The organism is Bacillus sp. FSL K6-0972 (assembly GCF_037976035.1).
Classification (GTDB): domain Bacteria; phylum Bacillota; class Bacilli; order Bacillales; family Bacillaceae; genus Bacillus; species Bacillus haynesii.
The window spans coordinates 1,088,537-1,108,945 of record NZ_CP150260.1; the positions used below are offsets into that span (position 1 = coordinate 1,088,537).

The 20,409-nt window shown below is 47.5% G+C and carries 20 protein-coding genes and 1 tRNA gene; 8 read left to right on the plus strand and 13 right to left on the minus strand.

Annotated elements, in window-relative coordinates:
• Positions 1-11: 11 nt before the first annotated feature.
• The gene (locus MKX80_RS05500; RefSeq protein ID WP_234112800.1) at positions 12-716 is read right to left on the minus strand and encodes a glycerophosphodiester phosphodiesterase family protein; all 705 of its coding nucleotides are present in this window, start codon (positions 714-716) and stop codon (positions 12-14) included.
• 192 nt (positions 717-908) lie between these two features.
• Between MKX80_RS05500 and MKX80_RS05505 the strand changes: the two genes are divergently transcribed.
• The 3 genes from MKX80_RS05505 (at position 909) to MKX80_RS05515 (ending at position 3,055) form a co-directional block, all read left to right on the plus strand.
• Positions 909-1,016, plus strand: coding sequence for a YhdX family protein (locus MKX80_RS05505; protein ID WP_003180159.1), 108 nt, complete (start codon positions 909-911; stop codon positions 1,014-1,016).
• A 183-nt stretch (positions 1,017-1,199) separates the two neighbouring features.
• A complete protein-coding gene (locus MKX80_RS05510; RefSeq protein WP_268328690.1) occupies positions 1,200-2,276 on the plus strand; it encodes a mechanosensitive ion channel domain-containing protein in 1,077 nt (358 codons plus the stop codon).
• A 29-nt stretch (positions 2,277-2,305) separates the two neighbouring features.
• Positions 2,306-3,055 (plus strand): NAD-dependent protein deacylase, encoded by a 750-nt coding sequence (locus tag MKX80_RS05515; RefSeq protein WP_268342885.1) that lies wholly within the window; start codon positions 2,306-2,308, stop codon positions 3,053-3,055.
• Positions 3,056-3,099: 44 nt separating this feature from the next.
• On the opposite strand, the gene MKX80_RS05520 is transcribed toward MKX80_RS05515, so the two are convergent.
• Positions 3,100-3,594 (minus strand): GNAT family N-acetyltransferase, encoded by a 495-nt coding sequence (locus tag MKX80_RS05520; protein ID WP_154999706.1) that lies wholly within the window; start codon positions 3,592-3,594, stop codon positions 3,100-3,102.
• A 133-nt stretch (positions 3,595-3,727) separates the two neighbouring features.
• A complete protein-coding gene (locus MKX80_RS05525) occupies positions 3,728-4,639 on the minus strand; it encodes a polysaccharide deacetylase family protein (RefSeq protein ID WP_216929321.1) in 912 nt (303 codons plus the stop codon).
• 298 nt (positions 4,640-4,937) lie between these two features.
• On the opposite strand from MKX80_RS05525, the gene dat reads away from it, so the two are divergent.
• Positions 4,938-5,789, plus strand: a complete 852-nt coding sequence (gene dat / locus MKX80_RS05530) for a D-amino-acid transaminase (RefSeq protein ID WP_216929319.1) — start codon at positions 4,938-4,940, stop codon at positions 5,787-5,789.
• 40 nt (positions 5,790-5,829) lie between these two features.
• On the opposite strand, the gene nhaC is transcribed toward dat, so the two are convergent.
• The gene (gene nhaC / locus MKX80_RS05535; RefSeq protein WP_216929317.1) at positions 5,830-7,188 is read right to left on the minus strand and encodes a Na+/H+ antiporter NhaC; all 1,359 of its coding nucleotides are present in this window, start codon (positions 7,186-7,188) and stop codon (positions 5,830-5,832) included.
• A 236-nt stretch (positions 7,189-7,424) separates the two neighbouring features.
• Between nhaC and MKX80_RS05540 the strand changes: the two genes are divergently transcribed.
• Positions 7,425-8,405, plus strand: a complete 981-nt coding sequence (locus MKX80_RS05540; RefSeq protein WP_154999700.1) for an aldose 1-epimerase — start codon at positions 7,425-7,427, stop codon at positions 8,403-8,405.
• Between the two features lie 15 nt (positions 8,406-8,420).
• Here MKX80_RS05540 and MKX80_RS05545 read toward each other — a convergent pair whose 3' ends face one another.
• From MKX80_RS05545 to MKX80_RS05565, 5 genes are all read right to left on the minus strand, one after another.
• A complete protein-coding gene (locus tag MKX80_RS05545; RefSeq protein WP_154999699.1) occupies positions 8,421-8,897 on the minus strand; it encodes a DUF4944 domain-containing protein in 477 nt (158 codons plus the stop codon).
• A gap of 77 nt (positions 8,898-8,974) precedes the next feature.
• Complete coding sequence (locus tag MKX80_RS05550) at positions 8,975-10,909, minus strand: TOMM precursor leader peptide-binding protein (protein WP_268328689.1); 1,935 nt, start codon at positions 10,907-10,909, stop codon at positions 8,975-8,977.
• Complete coding sequence (locus MKX80_RS05555) at positions 10,909-12,762, minus strand: putative thiazole-containing bacteriocin maturation protein (protein ID WP_268342884.1); 1,854 nt, start codon at positions 12,760-12,762, stop codon at positions 10,909-10,911. Before MKX80_RS05555 ends, MKX80_RS05550 begins: the two co-directional genes overlap by 1 nt.
• Positions 12,763-12,875: 113 nt before the next feature.
• Positions 12,876-13,058: a hypothetical protein gene (locus MKX80_RS05560; RefSeq protein WP_254115434.1), complete on the minus strand. Its 183-nt coding sequence runs from the start codon at positions 13,056-13,058 to the stop codon at positions 12,876-12,878.
• 862 nt (positions 13,059-13,920) lie between these two features.
• Entirely contained in the window at positions 13,921-14,421 is a 501-nt protein-coding gene (locus MKX80_RS05565; RefSeq protein WP_154999694.1) for a universal stress protein, read from the minus strand.
• 521 nt (positions 14,422-14,942) lie between these two features.
• Here MKX80_RS05565 and MKX80_RS05570 point away from each other — a divergent pair.
• Both MKX80_RS05570 and MKX80_RS05575 read left to right on the plus strand, forming a co-directional pair.
• Positions 14,943-16,697: an ABC transporter transmembrane domain-containing protein gene (locus tag MKX80_RS05570; RefSeq protein ID WP_154999692.1), complete on the plus strand. Its 1,755-nt coding sequence runs from the start codon at positions 14,943-14,945 to the stop codon at positions 16,695-16,697.
• Entirely contained in the window at positions 16,694-18,712 is a 2,019-nt protein-coding gene (locus MKX80_RS05575) for an ABC transporter ATP-binding protein (RefSeq protein ID WP_268342883.1), read from the plus strand. Before MKX80_RS05570 ends, MKX80_RS05575 begins: the two co-directional genes overlap by 4 nt.
• Before the next feature lie 19 nt (positions 18,713-18,731).
• Here MKX80_RS05575 and MKX80_RS05580 read toward each other — a convergent pair whose 3' ends face one another.
• The 4 genes from MKX80_RS05580 to MKX80_RS05595 all read right to left on the minus strand — a co-directional run bounded on the left by MKX80_RS05580 (position 18,732) and on the right by MKX80_RS05595 (position 20,032).
• A complete protein-coding gene (locus MKX80_RS05580) occupies positions 18,732-19,358 on the minus strand; it encodes an NAD(P)H-binding protein (protein WP_234112807.1) in 627 nt (208 codons plus the stop codon).
• 20 nt (positions 19,359-19,378) lie between these two features.
• A complete protein-coding gene (locus MKX80_RS05585) occupies positions 19,379-19,522 on the minus strand; it encodes a hypothetical protein (protein ID WP_182070936.1) in 144 nt (47 codons plus the stop codon).
• A gap of 199 nt (positions 19,523-19,721) precedes the next feature.
• The gene (locus MKX80_RS05590) at positions 19,722-19,925 is read right to left on the minus strand and encodes an alpha/beta-type small acid-soluble spore protein (RefSeq protein WP_003180196.1); all 204 of its coding nucleotides are present in this window, start codon (positions 19,923-19,925) and stop codon (positions 19,722-19,724) included.
• A 31-nt stretch (positions 19,926-19,956) separates the two neighbouring features.
• Positions 19,957-20,032 (minus strand) — tRNA-OTHER (locus MKX80_RS05595).
• 129 nt (positions 20,033-20,161) lie between these two features.
• On the opposite strand from MKX80_RS05595, the gene MKX80_RS05600 reads away from it, so the two are divergent.
• Positions 20,162-20,386, plus strand: coding sequence for a hypothetical protein (locus MKX80_RS05600; protein ID WP_076793266.1), 225 nt, complete (start codon positions 20,162-20,164; stop codon positions 20,384-20,386).
• Positions 20,387-20,409: the final 23 nt, after the last annotated feature.

Consider the following 20,409-nt stretch of genomic DNA (forward strand, 5'->3'; position numbering starts at 1 on the left):
TTCCTTCTTTCTCAAAAATAATCCGGGTAGTCGGTAATGATCCCATCGATTTTCCAGCTTTTGAGGCGGCGTCCCGTTTTTTGCCCGTTAACCGTCCAGGCCAGCGCCTTCAAATCACAGCTGTGAATCGATTTGATCAGAAAAGGGCTGACCATCGTAGCTTTCAGGCTGACGTATCGGGCAAACGACGCGATTTGCCGCAGCCGGCCGCGCGGCAGCATTCCGAATCTCGGCCTGATCAAAACGGCAGCAGGAATCGAAGGATACATGTGATGAAGCGCCCTCATGGCGCCGGCGTCAAACGACTGGACAATCGTGTTCATCGAATGGTCAAACCGGCTGATCAGTTGTCCGGTCGCTTTTTCGATTCCGGGCTGGGTTTTGGACGACTTGATTTCGATGAGAAGGCCCGTCTTGTTTTGATACTTCTCCAGAACAGCTTCAAGTGAAGGGATCTTTTCGCCTTGAAATTCCGGGCCGAACCAGCTTCCTGCATCCAGCTTTTCGAGCTCATTCATCGTATACTCGCGAACGAAACCGGTACCGTTCGTCGTTCTGTCAATCTTGTCATCGTGGATGACGGCAAGTTTGCCGTCTTTTGTCAGCTGTACATCGAGTTCGATAAAATCAGCCCCGAGCTTCACCGCTTTTTCAAAAGCGGCAAACGTATTTTCGGGGGCGTAAGCCGAGGCTCCGCGATGTGCGATAATATGCAAACATGTCAGCTCCTCTTGATAAAATCTTTCCATCACAAGGATACCCGATTTTGGCGATGCAAGTAAATCATTAGACTGAAGCGGACAAAAAGGCAAGGAGAAGAGATGTGCGACAAATTTCGGCAAAATGGTACAAAAGCATCATTTACTAAAAATTCTGATATTTTATAATGGACAAAAGGAGGCGAGATGATGGGTAAAGGGAGAATTAAAGTGGAAGAACGGATCAAGATCGAAACCGATGCTGAAATGTTTAAAGCGACTCTCCTTGATCAAACACAGTCTCAGAAGAAGAAATAGCGGTGTTGGCCCGAATCACGTTGTCTCTGGAACAATAAAATATGATGATCATCAGGCTGCCGAAGGTGTTCGGCGGCCTTTTATGCGTGTCGACGGATATTTTTGGCTTACAATAAAGTGAGAAATTTTTTGCTGGTTTTAGTATAATAAAAGCTTGATGAGTGAAATAAGGGAGAGAAAGCAATGTTCGAAAAGTATATGACAATGGATTTCGCTGCCGATATCGGAATCAGCATCGGTATCCTTCTTTTATTTTTCGCGTTTAGAAAAATATTTACGAAGTACTTATTCAACCTGATACTGAAATTGACGAATAAGACGAAAACGGACTTTTTCAATCAGGTGGTGCTGGCGTTTGAAAAGCCGGCTCGGTGGTTTTTTGCGATACTCGGTATTTATCTGGCCATCATTTATTCCCCGTTTTTTGATGGGCATATGGCGATCGTTCATAAACTGTACAGAGTGTCCGTGATTTTGGTCATTGTAAGCGGCCTATACAACTTAACGGCGGCTTCGTCGGTTTTATTCGATAAAATCAATAAGCGGCTTGAGCTTGATATGGATGATATTCTTGCGCCGTTTCTGTCCAAGATTCTTCGCTTTATCATTGTAGCGCTTGGAATCAGCGTTATCGCCGGAGAGTTTAATTATGATGTCAACGGGTTTGTTGCCGGACTCGGTCTCGGCGGATTCGCTTTTGCTCTTGCGGCAAAAGACACTGTCGGCAACTTTTTCGGCGGAATTGTCATTATTATGGAGAAGCCCTTTACAATCGGCGATTGGATTGAAACGAATATTGTGACCGGATCTGTTGAAGATATATCGTTCAGAAGCACGAAAGTCCGAACGGCCGGAGAGGCTCTCGTTACCGTTCCCAACTCGGTACTGGCTAACGAAGCGATCATGAACTGGACGAAAATGCGAAAGCGTCAGGTCACCTTTACGCTCGAAATCGATCCGTCAACACCGCGGGAGAAAGTCGAACGGTGTGTGGAGCGTTTTAAAGAAATGCTCAAATCGCACGAAGGGGTCAACCCTGATGTCATTATGGTCAATTTCGATGTCCTGAAGGATACGCATTTAAGCATCTTCTTCAACTACTATACCAATACGACGGTCTGGGCCGAAAACTTGGACGTCAGACAGGATGTGAACTACCACATTCTTGACATTATGAAAGAGGAGCAGGTTGACTTTGTTTCCCCGGGTCACAGCCTCTTTGAGTTGAAGAAAATGAAAGATCAGCAAGGAAATGCTTAGGTAACGGTTTTTGAAAGGAGACAAGCCAAATGGAGGAAGAAGCCCTGAGATTTGCGGATATGATCGAAAATGCCGAGCGCATTACCGTTTTGACAGGCGCCGGTATGAGCACGGAATCAGGCATTCCTGATTTTCGTTCAGCCGGCGGCATATGGACGGAAGATCTGTCGAGAATGGAAGCGATGAGCCGTGATTATTACGAACGATATCCAAAATTGTTTTGGCCGAAGTTTAAAGAGCTTTTTCAAATGAAAATGACCGGAACTTATCAGCCGAATGACGGGCACCTTTATTTAGCTGAACTCGAGAAGAGCGGTAAGGATGTCAGAGTGTTCACTCAAAATATCGACGGGCTGCATCTTAAGGCGGGAAGCCGCCATGTATATGAACTGCACGGTTCGATCCAAACAGCCACATGTCCAAAATGCGGGGCGCGCTATGGTCTTGACCACATTCTTCAAGAAGAAGTGCCAAGGTGCAATCGCGTCAATGGCAAGGGGAGAGAATGCGGATTCATATTAAAAACGGATGTCGTGCTGTTCGGCGATGCCGTTCAGCATTTCGACACGCTTTTTGAAGTCCTCAACGAATCTGACCTGCTTTTGGTGATCGGCACTTCACTTGAAGTGGCGCCTGTCAGGTTTGTTCCTGAAGAAGTGCACCTGATCCCCGGGTTGAAGAAAGCCATGATCAATCTCGATGAGACACCTTACGATCATTTATTCGATATTGTCATCCATCAAAAAATCGCCGAGTTTGTTCGGAAACTGAACCGTTAAAAAAAGAAGGCGCTCCAGACTGGAGCGCCTTTTTCTGAGCTTCATCACAATTTTTTATAATAAAAAACGGATGCATCGAAGCGGCCGTCTGCAGATTCCGCGTATGCGGGAATGCGGCCGGCTTCAGCAAAGCCGAGCGAAGTGTAAAGAAGGTTGGACGGGTCTTTTTCCCTTGTATCCAGCACGAGAAGGGATCTGCCTTCCTGTTTCGCTCTGTCGATCGCTTTTTGCATTAACGATCGAGCGATGCCCTGCCGCCTGAAGGCGGGATCTGTCATTAACTTGCAGATTTCCGCTCTGTGGCGGCCGTTTTGTTTTGTGCATAAGTGCAATTGAACACTTCCCGCGATCCGGCCGTTTTGTTTGGCAATCCATAAAACCGAATCCGGTGTAACGGCTGTTTTCCAATAAGCCTCCGCCCGCCGCTTTTCAAGCGGAGGCAGAAAGCCGACCGATGCCCCGTCATCGACGACGCGGATGAGAAGCTCTGCCAATTGATTGGTATATTCCGCAGTTGAATGCAACTCTTCAATTTTCATTTACCCACCCCATGATATAAAGATAACTGCATCATAATCAGAAAACTTTTTTTTGGCAACAAGTGTGTCAGATGATCACACTCGAGGGAGGAAATAAAAAAATCCCCTTCATCAGGGGATCAGACATGGGATGCTATTCATGCACGGGTGTCATCGATTCATCAAGTGTTGCAAATGAATACCCCATGTTTTTTAAATTTGTCAGCAATAACGGCAATGATTGAACCGTTGAAGGAATATCGTGCATCAGGATCACGATCGGCTGTTTTGTGTGCCGCTTTTCAAGCGTATTCAGCTGGTTCATGACTTCCGGAACGAATTTTTGGCTTCTGTATTTCCAGTCCAGGCTGTCAATATTCCAGTCCCAATAAATAAATCCGTTCTTTTTCAGCACTTTTTTCTGCGCTTCGGTCAGCGAAGGTTTGCTTCCGTACGGTGTTCTGATCAAATGGGTTTCAACCCCGGTGATAGACTTCAGCGTTTTTTGAGCCTGCTTCATTTCCAGATTAGGAGAATTGGCGCCTTTATAAAATTGCTTTTGGTCATGGGTTACCCCGTGAAGTCCAAGTGCATGGCCCTGCTGCTTCATATTGAGAACGGCTTCTTTGTGAAGCTTCATGTTCGGTTCGAGCATGAAGAATGTCGCTTTAGCATCATGTTCGGATAAAATTTGCAGCAGCCTTTGGCTTACGGCTGAAGGCCCATCGTCAAACGTCAAATAAACCGTTTTTTTCTTCGATTTTTCTTTCTTTTTTTCCGCAGCAGCTTTTTGCTTCTCTTTTTCCTGCTTGCGCTTTTCGATCTGCTGTTTTGTGCTCAAGTGATCGAGAAGTTCGCCTTGCGTTGCTTTTTTGAGCGGAACGCTGTCTCCTTCATGCCTCATTTGGCTGTTTTCCGACACCGTAAGCTCTTTTTTCTCAGTAGCGGCAGAGGACTGTGAAAGGTCCCACACGTACAGGAGAATCAGACACAACACGAAAAAGCACGCTGCTTTCGTCAACAGATAAGCTACAGATGGGGCAGTTTTCTTTGATACTTGGCGCATGTCACTCTCTCCGTATCATTTTTCTCGTTCCAATTCCATTATGAGATAGAATGCTAGTCTCATAAAATAATGGATCACAATGTCTAAGTATACAGGATTGGAAAGAAGATGAATACAGGATGAAGGGAAAAATATATCAAATTTTAAGAGAAAATGTTGAACGATAGGGAATGCTGTTTTTTTGATCCTGAAGGCGGAAAAAAGTTTTTGGAAATATTGCACTATTTTGAAGGGCAGGGTCGTGTTAGAATGGAATGGAGAAAATTCAGAAGTCAACAAAAAACAAGGGGATGGAGAAATGAAAGTTCTTTTTAACGGCCGGCTGATGGAACGGGGCGAGTGTGCGGTTGATATTGAGGACAGAGGCTACCAATTTGGAGACGGCGTCTATGAAGTCATCCGCATTTACAATGGAATCTTGTTCACGCTTGATGAACACATTGCCCGCTTATATAAAAGCGCAGCCGAAATCGGAATCGACCTGTCTTTTTCAGAAGCTGAACTGAAAAGCCAGCTGAAAGAGCTCGTCGACATCAATCAGATGCGGGACGGGGGGCTGTATCTTCAAGTGACAAGGGGGAAAGCCCCGAGGAAGCATCAATACGGAGCAGGGCTTACGCCACAGGTGACGGCTTATACATTTCCTATTCAGAAGCCTGAAAAAGAACAGCAAAATGGTGTTTCGGCTATTACTGCGGACGACATGCGCTGGCTGAGATGCGACATTAAAAGCTTAAATCTGTTGTACAATGTAATGATCAAGCAAAAAGCGCATGAAGCTTCTTCATTTGAAGCGATCTTAATTCGCGACGGTTTGGTGACGGAAGGGACGTCCTCAAATGTTTACGTCGTCAAGCAAAACGTTATCTATACCCATCCTGTGACAACGCTCATTTTAAACGGTATCACGCGGATGAAAGTGCTTCAGCTGTGTGAGCAAAACGGCTTGAATTTTGAAGAAAAAGCGGTGACAAAGGATGAATTGCTGGATGCGGATGAAGTGTTCATCACGTCAACGACAGCCGAAGTCATTCCGGTCACATCGATTGACGGGCAAACAATCGGCTCCGGAGCGCCCGGACCGCTCACCAAAAATGTGCAGACCGCTTTGCAAAACAGCATTTTGTCAGAAACAGCCAAAACGGTTTAACAAAGAAAAACGCCATTTCCCCCAAGGAAACGGCGTTTTTTTATTTGCGGAAACCGAACAAGATTGAAAAGATCGGCGATAAATAAAGGAAAAACACAAACGGCAAATATTCAATGACGGGAACGCCGAGCGCGCTGGACATGAACGCGCCGCTGACTCCCCAAGGGATCATCGGATTGATTAATGTCCCTCCGTCTTCAAGCGATCTCGACAAATGCTTCCGATCGATTCCGAGCTTGTCGTACAGCTTTTTAAAGGACTGTCCGGGAATCAAGATCGATAAATACTGTTCACCTGTCGCCAGATTCATGCCGATGCTTGAGGAAACGGTTGAGAACACAAGCCGGCCTTTCGTATGAATGCCCTTGATCACACCTTCAAGCAGGCTTGTAATCAGACCGATCTTTTCCATGAGACCGCCGAGCGCGAATGCGATGATGATCAGGGAAACAGAACCCATCATCGATTGAAGGCCGCCGCGGTTTAAAATCTTCTCAACGGCTTCAGTGTCGGCTGAGAAAACCGGACCATTCTGCATCGCTGACAAAAACGATGAAATGCTGGCGCCAGGCTGAATCAACGCGGCAAGAATTCCGGCGGAAATGATCCCTGCTGCAAGCGACGGGATGACGGGCATCCGCCTGACAGCAAGTACAATCACAAGAAGAGGCGACAGAAGCGACCAGACGCTGATGTTGACTGTGCCTTCTATTCCGTTTATGATCGCTTGAATGTTTTCGGTTGAAGCCGGTGCTGCCGTTAAAGAACGGCCCATGAAAAAGAAAAGCAAAATCGTGATCAAAAGAGCAGGGATCGTCGTTCCCGCCATATGTCTGATATGCTTGAAAATCGGAAGCTCCCCGACTCCTGCGGCAAAATTGGTCGTGTCAGACATCGGAGACATTTTGTCGCCGAAGCAGGCGCCGCAAATCACAGCTCCCGCCGCCCATGTCAGGGGTACGCCGGCCGCCGCGGCCACACCGATGAGAGCGACGCCGATCGTGCTGACCGTCGTAAAGCTTGAGCCGACCAATGAACTGATCACAAGACAGCTGAAAAGTGCGGTGAGCAGCAGGTGCTGCGGTTCAATCAGGTTCAACGCGTAAACCGTTACCGTCGGAATCGCGCCGCTGTACTCCCAGACTCCGATTAAGATGCCGATTAAGCAAAGGACGATAATTGGCTGAACGCCATTCCGAATGCCTGAGACAATGCCGCTCTCAAGATCTTTCCAGGAATGGCCTTTCACCGCGCCGACCGCGGCCAAAAAACCGACGCAAATCAACAGCGGTATGTGCGCTTCTGCTTTAAATATGAATAAGCATGTAAAAATAATGAACAATATGGCCAAAAACAATAGAGCCGATATGGAAAACGATAGTCGTTTTTCGTTTGACAAATCATACACCTCATTAGAAGAAATATCTCTCTTTAATACTTTGATGCTTTTGTGCATAAACGTATTATAACAGAAAAATAGATCATATACTTAAATTAAAATATTTCAAACATTTTTCAAAGGTTCGCCCATTCTATTTTGAAAGCGCTGACTTTTTTAAGATATAATAGATTGGAGAAAGATATGTATTTGATACATGTTTCAATGATCCTTTAGCTAAAATAGGGGGAAATGCGATGACTTGCACTGTTCAGAAAAGCCGGTTTTTACATGAGGAAGCGATCTGGTTTGAAAATGATGATTTAGAGGCTGTACTTGTACCAGGATGGGGAAGCAATTTGATTTCATTGAAGTGGAAGCCGGGCGGGTTGAATTTGTTGAAAACACCTGAATCAAAGGAAGAATATGACGCGAATCCGTTTTTATTCGGAATCCCTGTTCTTTTTCCTCCCAACCGGATCGATCACGGGAGATTTACATATGCGGGAAGAACGTACGAGCTGCCGATCAATGAAAAGCCGTTCGAAAACCACCTGCACGGATTTCTTTACGATAAAAAGTGGACGGTAGAAAAAATGGAGGCAACAGAAGAGCGGATCATCGTGCAGACGAAGCTGGACTCTGATGATCATCCGAGCATCAAAGCAATCTTCCCTCACTCGTTTTCCATCACCATCACCTACACATTAGAAGGACAGCATCTGAAAATCGATGCATCGGCTGTCAACCGCGGTCAAGACCCGATGCCGATCGGATTGGGGTATCACACATCTTTCCGCTATCCTTTAAATGAAGCAGGGGATAAAGAAAAGTGCCTGTTTACTCTTCCTGCCTCAAAGCAATGGACGCTGACAGACCGCATGCTGCCGACAGGCGAGTATCGGATGACAGAGGCGTTCAAAGCGGGAAAAATGGCAGCGGGAGAAAGGCTTGATGATATATTGGCTGCTGAGCAAGACCGGGAAGGAAACAGCACCGCCGTCATTGCGGACAGCCTTGCCGGCATTCGCGTCCGCTACCAATGCGACGGTCATTTTAAGCACTGGGTCGTGTTTAACGGTACATCTGATCAAGATGATCTGCTTTGTATAGAGCCATACACTTGGATGACGAATGCACCGAACCTCAACCTTCCGAAGAATGTGACTGGATTTCGGGATTTGGGGCCGCAGGAAGAGCTGACGATGCGAAGCAAAATTGAGGTGGGCGGAATATAATCGATATTCCGCCTTTTACCATGAGCTTTTATCAAGCGTAAATGCTGTATGGGACGCTTGTTTGCCCTCTCTCCAATCCAATTGAATTGTCACCTTGCGGCCGGCGAATTCGGCTTCTTCAAGCCCTTCCAAAAAAGAAACGGATTGTTCTTTTGACCCTCCGGCGGGAAATTCGCCTCCCGCGTAATCTTTCATCGGCGTTTCGATTTGGGCGTTCAAAACAATTTCATCACCAAACTTTACGACCAATTTTTCCAAATATGTATCGTCCAGCCGCTCCCGGCTGCCTGTCCAATACAGGTTCCCGCTGAATTCGCGGCCTTCATCGCCTTTTTTAATCACGGCCTCCCAATTTCCGTCAGCGCTTTGCCCGTTCCATTTTGGGTATTCCGCCATATAGAAACCGATCAGCCTGCCGCCGAAATAAACGGCGCAAAAGGCCATGAAGAGGGAGGAGATGAATAGAACCGGCCGCTTGTATTCCTGTTTCATATTAACCACCGCCTAAAAAGTTCTGCTTTATAATCATAAAGCAGAACAATCGGAAAAAAAGCCATTATCTTAAATTTTTAAGGAAACGGGTGCGGGTGCAGGTTCAGCTGTTCTGGTCTTAACGGTTCTTCCGCAAAGCCGAGCTTCTTCGGCACGGTGAAAATTCTCTCAAGCCCTTCCAGGCGGATGAAGCGCTGTCCGAATGTCATCGGAATCAGGCCCGGGATGAGAACTTTCACACAATAAAGTCCATTCCGTTTGATAACAGGGGAAGTCTGATCAACGACGATCACTTCAAGGTTGAGACTCCGGAAAGCTTCAAGCAGGTCGCAGAGGTCTTCGGTTAAATCAAGGTATTTCTTTCTTTTTTTAAAGGCATCGTCGAATGTTTGCAGAGGCCGGCTTTGATTCAGCAAAAAACGGAGCCGCTCTTCCGCTTCGGGCAGTCCGTACATGAAGCTGTGATCCTCCATTTCCCGCACTAAAGCAGGACTGCGGAGCATCTGCTGATATTTGCTCCTTTCAGATTCAAATTTGCGGTCGTGCTTCAACATCATGCCTGCCAGCTCATGAAGGGCGCTTTTCACCGCTTTTACGGGATCGGGGTGGGCGCCTGCGGAACAAATCAGATTCAATCCTTCCCGTTTTCTGTTTTTGGCGATCGCCCAAATGCTTGGAATGCCGTATTCCATCGTTGAATTAAAGACATGCAGATCATATCCCGCCACACTTCGCACCCTCTCTGTCATGAGGCGCAATTCCAGATCTCCTGAAGAGTCGAGATCCAGCTGCCGAAGTGGAAGCCTGGCATACCAGGCAAGCAAAAATGAATCGCGCTCAGCCGCTTCTAATATGCCGTGGAAAATCGCTTCCTCCAAACTCCCTCCGAGTGCACAGCCGTTCGATGTTTCATAGACAAAGCTGTCTTCCCGCCCCAGGCTGTAATACGCGAGCGATTCAGGAACGAGAATCGGCCGTTTCTGCAGAAATGAATAGCCCCATACCCAGCGGAGCGGGCGGGCCGGATGAAACGGCTGAAAAGGAAAATCGGGATGCGTGTATTTTTCGGCTTGATGAAGCCCGACTTTTGCCGGGTCGAGCGCACGATCTTTTACATTTTCGTAGGTGTCATGTACGATCGTCCGTTTGCCGCGCGGTTCAATCCCGGAATAGCGTTCCAAACCTTCTAAGATGGCGGTTAATTCGCTGTCTTCATACGAATGGCTCCGCCCTCCTACCCCTTCATTTCCCATCCATAAAGGCATATTGACGATCATATCGGCAAACGGCAGAATCGCGTCATAAATTTTGGCGTTGAATATCCCCGTTCTCTGGTCCAGATAGTCTTTGGAGAGCGTTTGTTTTAAGTCGTCCGTGTTCCGCACGCGAAAGCTGTCCGGGTTCGTTTTCAGGCTGGGCCGGAGCGATATCCGCGCGGATTCCGGTCCGTCTTCGGGCAGACTGCCGCATATAGGGCATGTCGGTTCCGGTATAAAAGCGTGCAGCGAACTTTCTAGCGTTTTCAAATTGACGATGTACAGCTTTTTTTCCAATCGGCCGCGCCCGCCGTTCATGATGGTGTCGACTTCTGTGCAGATCAGGCTGACCATCTGGCGGCAGCCGGTCTTTGAAGCCCACGGATCGCGGTTTATGTCATTGCTTTTTTGTTCCAGTTCAAGCGTCTCTATGCTGTCGGGGCCGGAGACATACCGCCTCATATCGGCGCATTTTGAACATCCTGACTCTGACGGATAAACGAGCGGCCCGATTACCCCTTCCCCAAAAGATGCAAACCCGCGAAGCCACGGAATCCCTGCCGCCCTTAGCACTTTTTCGGCCTCGCGATATAACAAAGGCCGCCAAGCGTCGTGCAGCACAAGAACGAACGAAGTCTCCGCCGGTATTCTGCTCTCAAAATCAGACCTGCGGATAACGTTATATTCAGCGGATAATTGTTGTGATGCGCCTTCAGCCATCAATCCTTCGCCAACGACCAAAATACAGCGCTTCATCAAGGTTCCTCCTTTCGCAACTGCACGCAATAGATTCCTGCTAGTTTTTCTTTTAAAAATGGTTCAACAGGCAGCTCATAGACATACAGCTGCAAGCCCCGGTTGTTTTTCAAGGTGGAAAGCAGTGTTTTTTGCAAAGCAGCGGAAACGGGGATAGCAAGCTTCAGCTCACCAGGCTCCAGCAGAACATCCGCACCTTTCAAAGGATCTTTGTCTGTCAGCGCCCGTTCGAGCGCTTTTCTGAGAGCCAATGTGATGTTGAGTCCAGAACTTCCGTACCAGCGGCCGCGAATTCCCGCCCATGCAACAGGGAAGCCTTCTATGTTTTTCCCTAAACCGATTTCCGGTTTGGCGTACAAGACTGTCAGCGCTTTTAAATAAAATGCAGAATGCCGGTCTTCGATTCCGTCCAGCTGAACGAGGGAAATCATTTCTTTTCCGCTTTTTATCCGTTCGCGCAACCGGTGTTCCAGGCATTTCTCCAATCCCCTTAATACGCCTTCAGCCAGCGTTTCTCCGGCGGCGATCGCGAAATCCCCGCTATTCGGATAAGAACGGGTCAACCTTGATGCATACATTTCAATACCCGTCAGCCCGGCTTCCCGCCGCGCCTCTTGATGGGTCAAACCGACCGAAATCGTCTCAGGCAAAAGCTCCGCAGGTCCGGAAGAGAGCGGATCTGCTGTCTGAACAAAGCATTGTGCTAAAGGAAGCTGTCGCAAATGTTTTTCTTCCCACAGATGAAAAATGCCCGTTACGGGTGAGGTCAGTTCGGTGAAACATTGGAATAGCCGGCTTTCTGTTTCTCTTCCGGGGCGCTCCGAAAGTTTCGCTTCAAGGTCGCAGATGAGTTCAGCCGAATCCTTGCCGTAACTGAAGTCCGGATGGGGAAGAAACGCATGCCAGCCGCCTTCGAGCGTTGCCAAATCAAGCAGGTACACTTGATTCTTCTTAGATAATGGCTCAAGCTCCGCAGATGCTTTCATCAATTCGAACACAATAACATTTGCCAGCATGTCTTTTCCTGCCAAAGGAAAGGTTCCAAGCGTCCGTTCTTCATGGAGCGCAGACCGATGGAGGCGCCTCCAGGCAGCCTCGAAGCAGCCGTCTCCGTGTTGTTGGAAGACAGGGCCTGCCAGTCCGACTTGTTTCAGACAGATGCCGGGTATGAATCCTTTGTTCTCTTCAAGGCAAAACGTTTGAAGATCGCGGAGCTCATCTGTGAAGCCGCGGTCAGAGACATACAAAATCCAATCGGCAGATCGCACCGCTTCCCGCCAATGTTGCGTTTCGGCGAAGCCAATCTCCAGTCCGCTTTCTGTTCGCTCTGATATTTCTGCCAGTTCGTCTAAAGCGTGCCCGGATGCATCCGTCACGATCGCACGGATTCTTGAAAAACCGGAATCGATCAGCGACCGGACCAATTTCGTGAGAAAGGAGCCGGTCCCTGCAGCCAATACTTTGGTTTGGCGCGACAGCTGAAAGCGGTAAGCGCCGGAATCGGCAAAGCTTTCAATAAATTCGATTTGGGCTTCATACGTTTTAAGCACTGAGCTTTCCAGTTTGTGCGGGTGATCGCGGCTGACGTCGCGAACGAATCCGTTTTTATAAAGCGTTTCTCCGATTTCATATACTCTCTTTCGGTACGGAGCTTGCAGTCCTTTTGTCAAATCTTCAAGCGAATGTTCCCCGTTGAACATCGGCAGAAGTTTTTCGATCCATTGAGCAATCGAAGATCCTTTTATGCGAAACGACCCGGAATTATTTCTAAAATACGCGCCGCCGTTCGGATCAGGAAGAAACCATGTATCCCGGTTTACTTTCAGGCGAGCGGAAGCAGTCAGGTGTGTCATGCTCCTCCTCCTTTAATGTTTTAAAAACAAGACATACCATTATATGTAATTTTGTTTGTCCTTTATGCAATAGAAGACCCCTGCGGTAAAAGAGGCAGGGGAAGTCTTCTTTTTTATATAAAAACTACATGCCTCCGTGCCAGCAGCTCCAGCAGCAATGTCCCGCGCAGCTCCAGCAGCTGTGTCCCGCACAGCTCCAGCAGCTGTGTCCCGCGCAGCTCCAACAGCTGTGTCCCATGCAGCTCCAACAGCTGTGTCCCGCACAGCTCCAACAGCTGTGTCCCGCGCAGCTCCAACAGCTGGCACAGCTTCCGCAGCTCCAGCAGCTTGCGCAGTGTTTAACATTGGCGTGATGGCGGTCCGGATCCCAATGCGTCATATCGTCTGCCTGGAATTGATCCATCTCCAACGACTGCAGTTCATCATGGAATGGTTGCATTTTAATATCCCCCTTCATCGTTAAAATTTTTGACCAAAACACAGTAAAAGAAGAATGAAACATAAGCAAAGTCAGATTATGTCAAATACCCCGGGTACTCACAAGATCAAATTATGAGGTCTGTTAGGTGGTTGTTACTAATTTGAACGCCTATTTTTCCTGTTATTGGATTTTGTTGAAGAGGGGCTTTTATTTTGCGGCCGTACTTGCGGCAATTTATTGATATAAAGATCGGCGGGGCTGAAGAGAGGAGGACAATAAGTAAAACCCAAGAATACGAGGCAAGGTGGAGAAAGAAAATCAATTGTAAGTCATGTGGAGTGAAAGTCTAAATTGAATGCAAATATAATTTCTAGAAACATCTAAAGTGAAGAAAATATAGAGGGTAAAGGTAACCATTCGGCTTAGGAGGAAAAAATCAATTGGCGTTGTATAATTATATAGCAGCTGAGCATCATTCTAGCAGTTTTATACTGATGCGACTGCTTATGTATCAGTTACTACAAAAACAGGTTCTTTCAACAAGTATGTTTTCTAATGATTTGATAGAGAAGGAGAGATTGCTTTGGTCAATTTTTCAATCATAAATGCGGTCATTGTTTTAGGAGTCTTACTATTCATTGTTTGGGGGATTGTCTCCTTTATTAACAGGTTTAGAAAATCAAGAAGGTCATAACAGGATGAGAGGCCGGACAACAGACCGGCCTCTTTTAAAATCGTTATTTTACAATCAGCACCGGGATCTCCGATTTTGTCGATATCTTGTCGCTGACGCTGCCAAACAGGAGCTTTTTCAGGCGGTTCTGGTCGCGCGTACCCGTGATGACAAGATCAGCGCCGATATTTTCCGCATGTTGCAGAACTGCGTTGGCCGTGTCTCCTTCCAACACCTCAATTTCCGCGTCGTACTGGTTTTCGCTTAAAATGATTTTCGCTGCCGCAATCGCTTCTTCCGCGCTGTCCTCGTAGATCATGGGTTCACCGGCCAAGTCTGCATCGTGGGGGACCCGGGGCGCGGCCGGGAAGCCGCTGTAAAGGTATGGCGCGCCGGCAGCGGGTCTTTCGGCCGCAGCCTCTGTTCTCACTTGCCTCGGTTCATGGACATGGGCGACGGTCAATTGTGAGCCGAGCCTTTTCGACAGGTCGATCGCTTTTTTCAGCGCTTTTTTGCTTTCCTCTTTTCCGTCAAACGCGACTATGATCCGGTCAGCTTTAAACAAATTGATCATTCCTTTCAGAATGGATTTACTGTTATATTACCCGTTTTCCCAACAAATCTAACGAAATATGAGAATATGAATCAAAAGCCTGCCATTCGCCAAAAAAACAAATTGACAATTAAAGGGCCGTACTATAAGATGGAAAATATTAATAAGATTGGAGGGTATCGTCATGATTACAAATATCAAAGCATCAGTTCAACAACAAAAGCACCTTAACGTGACATTTCCATACCTTCCTTATGATCGGAAAACCGTTTCACTCTAACACCTTCAAAGGAGGGCGCATGTCGCGTGAACAAGCGTACATGCGCCTTTTTTATATCGGAAAAGGCATGCTGGTACACAGTGTGCCTTTTTTTTTCTGGGAAAAAACATTCTGTTTCCGATGCGGAGCAGCATGTTTTTCTAATAAATAAATCGCACATAAGGAGGAATTTTTTATGCCGAGTATCAGAAAAAACGAAATCAAAGATTGTAAGGAAAAACTTGAAGGCGGCTAAAAAAGGAGAGGATATCAGATGTTTTCTGTTTTATGGAAGCTGGGCTGGTTTTTTAAAGCCTCTTGGCGGCGCTACACGATAGCGGTCGTCCTGTTGATTATTGTAAACGTATTGGAAATGTTTCCGCCGAAGCTGCTTGGCAACGCGATTGACGACATGCAGGCGGGCACTTTTTCCAAGGCCGGCATGCTCGGCTATATCGGTTTATTTCTCGCGCTTGGCGCAGTTGTTTATATCTTGTCCTATTATTGGATGTATCAGCTGTTTGGGGGAGCGAACCTGGTCGAAAAAATTCTCAGATCCAAGCTGATGGGCCATTTGCTGAAAATGACGCCGTCTTTTTACGAGAAGAACCGCACAGGGGATTTGATGGCGAGGGCGACAAATGATTTAAAAGCGATTTCCATGACGGCGGGCTTCGGCATTTTGACCTTGGTCGATTCGACGATGTATATGCTGACGATCCTTTTGACGATGGGTTTTTTGATCAGCTGGAAGCTGACGCTTGCTTCGATCATTCCGCTTCCGCTAATGGCGGCTGCCATCAGCATCTACGGGAAAAAGATTCATGAGCGTTTCACAGAAGCGCAGGATGCGTTTGGCGCTTTAAATGATCAAGTGCTCGAGTCCGTATCAGGAGTAAGAGTGATCCGGGCCTATGTACAGGAGAAAAACGATGTCAGCCGGTTCAACAGCATGACGGCTGATGTGTACAAGAAAAATATGAAAGTCGCTTTGATCGATTCGCTGTTTGAACCGACGGTGAAGCTTTTGGTCGGGATCAGCTATTTAATCGGTCTTGGCTACGGCGCCTATCTTGTTTTCCGCAGCCAGCTGACATTGGGTGAACTCGTCTCTTTCAACGTGTACCTCGGCATGCTGATCTGGCCGATGTTTGCGATCGGAGAGCTGATCAATGTCATGCAGAGGGGAAATGCTTCGCTTGACAGGGTAAATGAAACATTGGCATATGAGCCTGATGTGAGAGAGCCCGCTGAACCCGAAGCAGCGGAGCCGGGCGATATTGTGTTTGACGGGGTCACTTTTACGTATCCGAGCTCTGCGTCGGAAAACCTGGCCGATATTTCATTTACCGTATTAGAAGGACAGACGGTCGGAATCGTCGGAAAGACGGGGAGCGGCAAAACGACATTAGTCAAGCAGTTGCTGAGGCAGTATCCGCAAGGAAAAGGAACGATCACCATTTCGGGCGTGCCGATTGAGCGCCTGCCGCTTGATCAGCTTCGCAGCTGGATCGGGTATGTGCCACAGGATCACGTGCTGTTTTCAAAATCAGTGAAAGACAATATTTTGTTCGGCGGACACCTCGCTGAAGAACGCGATTTGCACGCCGTCATCTCTGCAGCACATCTGAAAAAGGATATTGAGATGCTTTCAGACGGCTTGGAGACAATGGTCGGAGAGAAGGGCGTCGCTTTATCCGGGGGACAGAAACAGCGGATTTCAATTGCGAGAGCGATGATTGCGGAGCCCCATATTTTGATCTTGGATGATTCGCTGTCCGCTGTCGATGCGAAAACGGAAGCGGCGATTATTGAAAACATCCGCAGCAGACGGAAAGGCAAAACGACGTTTATTACATCACACCGGATGTCGGCTGTCGAACACGCCGATTTCATTCTCGTCATGGAGGATGGAAGGGTCGTTGAGAGAGGGACGCATCAGGAACTGATCGGCCGGAAAGGCTGGTATTTTGAACAATATGAAGCACAGCAGCTTCCTTCGGGAGAAGAAGGGGGGACTGTAGCATGACAACAGGAAAAAGGCTTTTCCAATATGCGCTTCTTTATAAAAAAATTCTCATCTGGGCGCTCGTCATGCTGACGATCGCCGTCACAGCTGAGCTGACGGGGCCGATGATCGCCAAAAAGATGATCGACGATCATATTCTCGGAATTGAAAAAACGTGGTATGAAACGACAGAGAACTCGAAATATACTGTTTCCTACAAAGGAAAGGAATATATCAGGGAAGACAGGACAGACCCTTCAGCTGAAAAGCTGCAGGAAGTTCACATCTTTCAAGTCGGTATGAACTACTACTTTGTGGGGGAACCGGTTTCCTTTGACGGGGAGCGGACGGTTTCCGGGGGAGAGCTGAGAATGACGAGCGGAGACCGGACGGAAACCTACAAGGCCGATCGCCTGTCTTTGTCTGAAGTGTATGCTTTTTACGAGCCTGAAATAGGAGGGCTGATCTCGCTCGTTTCTATTTATTTCGGCCTTCTCATTTTCTCGATCTTTTTCCATTACGGCCAATTCTACCTCTTGCAGATGAGCGCAAACCGCATCATTCAAAAGATGAGACAGGATGTATTCGCCAACATTCAAAGGCTTCCTATCCGCTATTTTGATAATTTGCCGGCAGGAAAAATCGTTGCAAGGGTGACGAATGATACCGAAGCGATCCGCGATCTGTATGTGACCGTTCTTTCGACGTTTGTTACAAATATCATTTATATGGCCGGAATATTCGCCGCACTGTTTTTCCTTGATGTCAGGCTGGCCGGCGTCTGTCTGTTGATTGTGCCCCTGATTGTCATTTGGGCGGCTGTTTATCGAAAATTTGCTTCAGGCTACAATCATAAACTCAGGTCAATCAACAGTGAGATCAACGCCAAATTGAATGAATCGATTCAAGGCATGACGATTATTCAGGCATTCCGGCGCGGACAGGACACAAAAGAAGAATTTGAACAGCTGAACGACAGCCACTTTCATTACCAAAATAAAATGCTGAAATTAAATTCGCTCATGTCCCACAACTTGGTCAACATTCTGAGAAACGTGATGTTCACCGCCTTAATCTGGTATTTCGGGGGATCTGCCCTGAACGCGGAAGGAATGATTTCAATCGGCGTCCTCTATGCATTCGTCGATTATTTGAATCGTTTATTTCAGCCGATTACGGGCATCGTCAACCAGTTTGCCAAGCTTGAATTGGCGCGCGTATCATCGGAGCGGGTTTTCCGCCTGCTGGATGAGCCGGGTGTCGACGTCAAAGAGCCGGGCAGCGAAAGAGCGCGGGGGCGAGTCGTGTTTGAGGATGTATCATTTCGCTATCATGACGGTGAAGATGTGCTGAAAAACATTTCATTTGAAGCGAAGCAAGGGGAGACCGTTGCACTGGTCGGACATACAGGCTCAGGCAAAAGCTCCATTATGAATGTACTTTTCCGCTTTTACGATATTGAAAAGGGCGATGTCAAAATCGACGGCAGAAGCATATATGATATGTCAAGGCAGGAAATCAGAAAGCATATGGGCATCGTTCTCCAGGATCCTTACTTATTTTCCGGCACGATTGCTTCAAATGTCAGCCTTGACAATGCTGATATTACTAGAGAGCAAATAGAAGCCGCCTTGAAACAGGTCGGGGCTCTTGAGGTGCTCGCCCGTCTGCCGAAAGGCCTTGACGAGCCGGTCATCGAAAAAGGAAGCACCCTTTCTTCAGGGGAAAGGCAGCTGATCTCGTTTGCGCGTGCGCTGGCATACGATCCGGCTATTCTTATTTTAGACGAGGCGACGGCCCATATCGATACCGAAACAGAAGCGGTCATTCAAAAAGCGCTTGACGTCGTCAAACAAGGGCGCACAACCTTTATCATCGCCCACAGACTGTCAACGATCAAAAACGCCGACCAGATTCTGGTACTTGAAAAAGGCCGGATTATCGAGAGGGGAAATCATGAAGAGCTGATGAAGCAAAAAGGCCAATACTATCAAATGTATGAACTGCAAAAGGGGAAAGGAACCCTGATAGGGTAAGCCGGATCTTCACCCGGCCTTAATAAGCGAGTCCCACCCTTGCCTTGACAAACTGGTCAGACTCAAGCTGTGTGAAAAGAAAATGAGCGGTGTCGCCGGTGGATATTTCTTTTCCGCCGGGCGGCAGAACATCCCGTTCAAAACGGTATGTCTTCAATGCCGGCCCAGCGGGGAGATACGTCGGACAGACGATCGTCCAATCCAGATCAGATTCACGGAGCCGTTCGTACACCCGGGCATGTTCTTGCGCTGCGCGCGCCGAGCGCCGTTTTGACTCGTTTGTTTCAAAGCGGTAAAGGGACGGGTTCTGCCTGGCGTTTAAAATGCCTGCGGTTCCGATGGTAATCAGCCGTTTGATTCGATGTACGTTCATAGCGTTTATAATATGTTCGATGGAGACGGTCAATGTATCGTCTCCATCTGTGTTTAAACAGCTGACAACGATATCGCAATTTTTTATTAAAGACTCGACGTCATGCCGGTTCCTGGCGTTCCCTGTAAGTGCTTGGCAGCATTTATCCGGAATGCGGGCACCTTCCGTCCTCCGGACAAGAGCGTAAACGGAATGATGCCCATCCTCTTCAATTAAATTGAGAAAGGCCTGTCCGACACGGCCTGTACCTCCAAAAAGTGCAATCTTCAACATGATCACTCCCATCGGATCTATCATACGTCAGATCGTCCGGAAGAAAAAGCCCCGCGAAAACAAAAGGGTCCATGATAAGGGCGTACATTTGAGACATACTCATTCAATAGAGAAATCCCGACAAATTGAATCAATTCCCAATTGATGCTCAACATCACCTGCATGCCGACTCCTCCTTTATACCAGCATATGAAAAAAGGAGAAGCGAGTGCGGGCTTTCATAAGATATGCCAACGGTGCGGGCCGCCGCTCATCATTTTATGCAGGGAGGACCGCCGTCGTGGCAATGAATGTGAAGGTTTGTCGACACGCTAAAGAAGGTGCAGGGTATGCACCTTCTGTTATCCATGAATATGAAGTTGTTTAAAATTGTTGACCGCCCATAGATGCTTGAGCTTGGGAAACTAAACGTTTTGTAATTTCTCCGCCGACAGAACCGTTTGCACGGGAAGTCGTGTCAGCGCCAAGGTTTACGCCGAACTCAGAAGCGATTTCAAATTTCATTTGTTCGATCGCTTGTGCTGCTCCTGGGACAAGCAGTTGATTTGAAGAATTTTGATTAGCCATTTGTCATCAAACTCCTTTATAAAAAATGGTATGGTTGGGCTGACTGGAATTGCACCAGCTGACGGCTTTCACCGATAGAAAACCGCTGCCTTCTCGGCTAAAGCCCAATGTTGTTTTGTACTACGTATTATGGTGGATTCGATAAAATAAATGCGCGTTTTAATCTGGTAAATGTTGAAAGGCAAAAAGGTTAGGATTGGGGCAAGCTAAGGGAAAAAGCCAGGAGGATGAAGAAGATGATGTGCCCAGTATGCAATGGCATTCTCGTCCAGACAAGGCATTGTCCGAAGTGCGGCGGGGAAATGGCGGACGCCGGGAGAGCAACCGATTTTTTCGGTCCCTACAGTCCGTATATGGAGTTCGATTCATTTAAACAAACGCAAACCGAATGCGTTCATTTATATACTTGCCAGGACTGTACTTATGAAGAAACCGTTGAAATTAAAACGACCGAAGCATAGTCGTAGCATGCTTCGGTCATGGA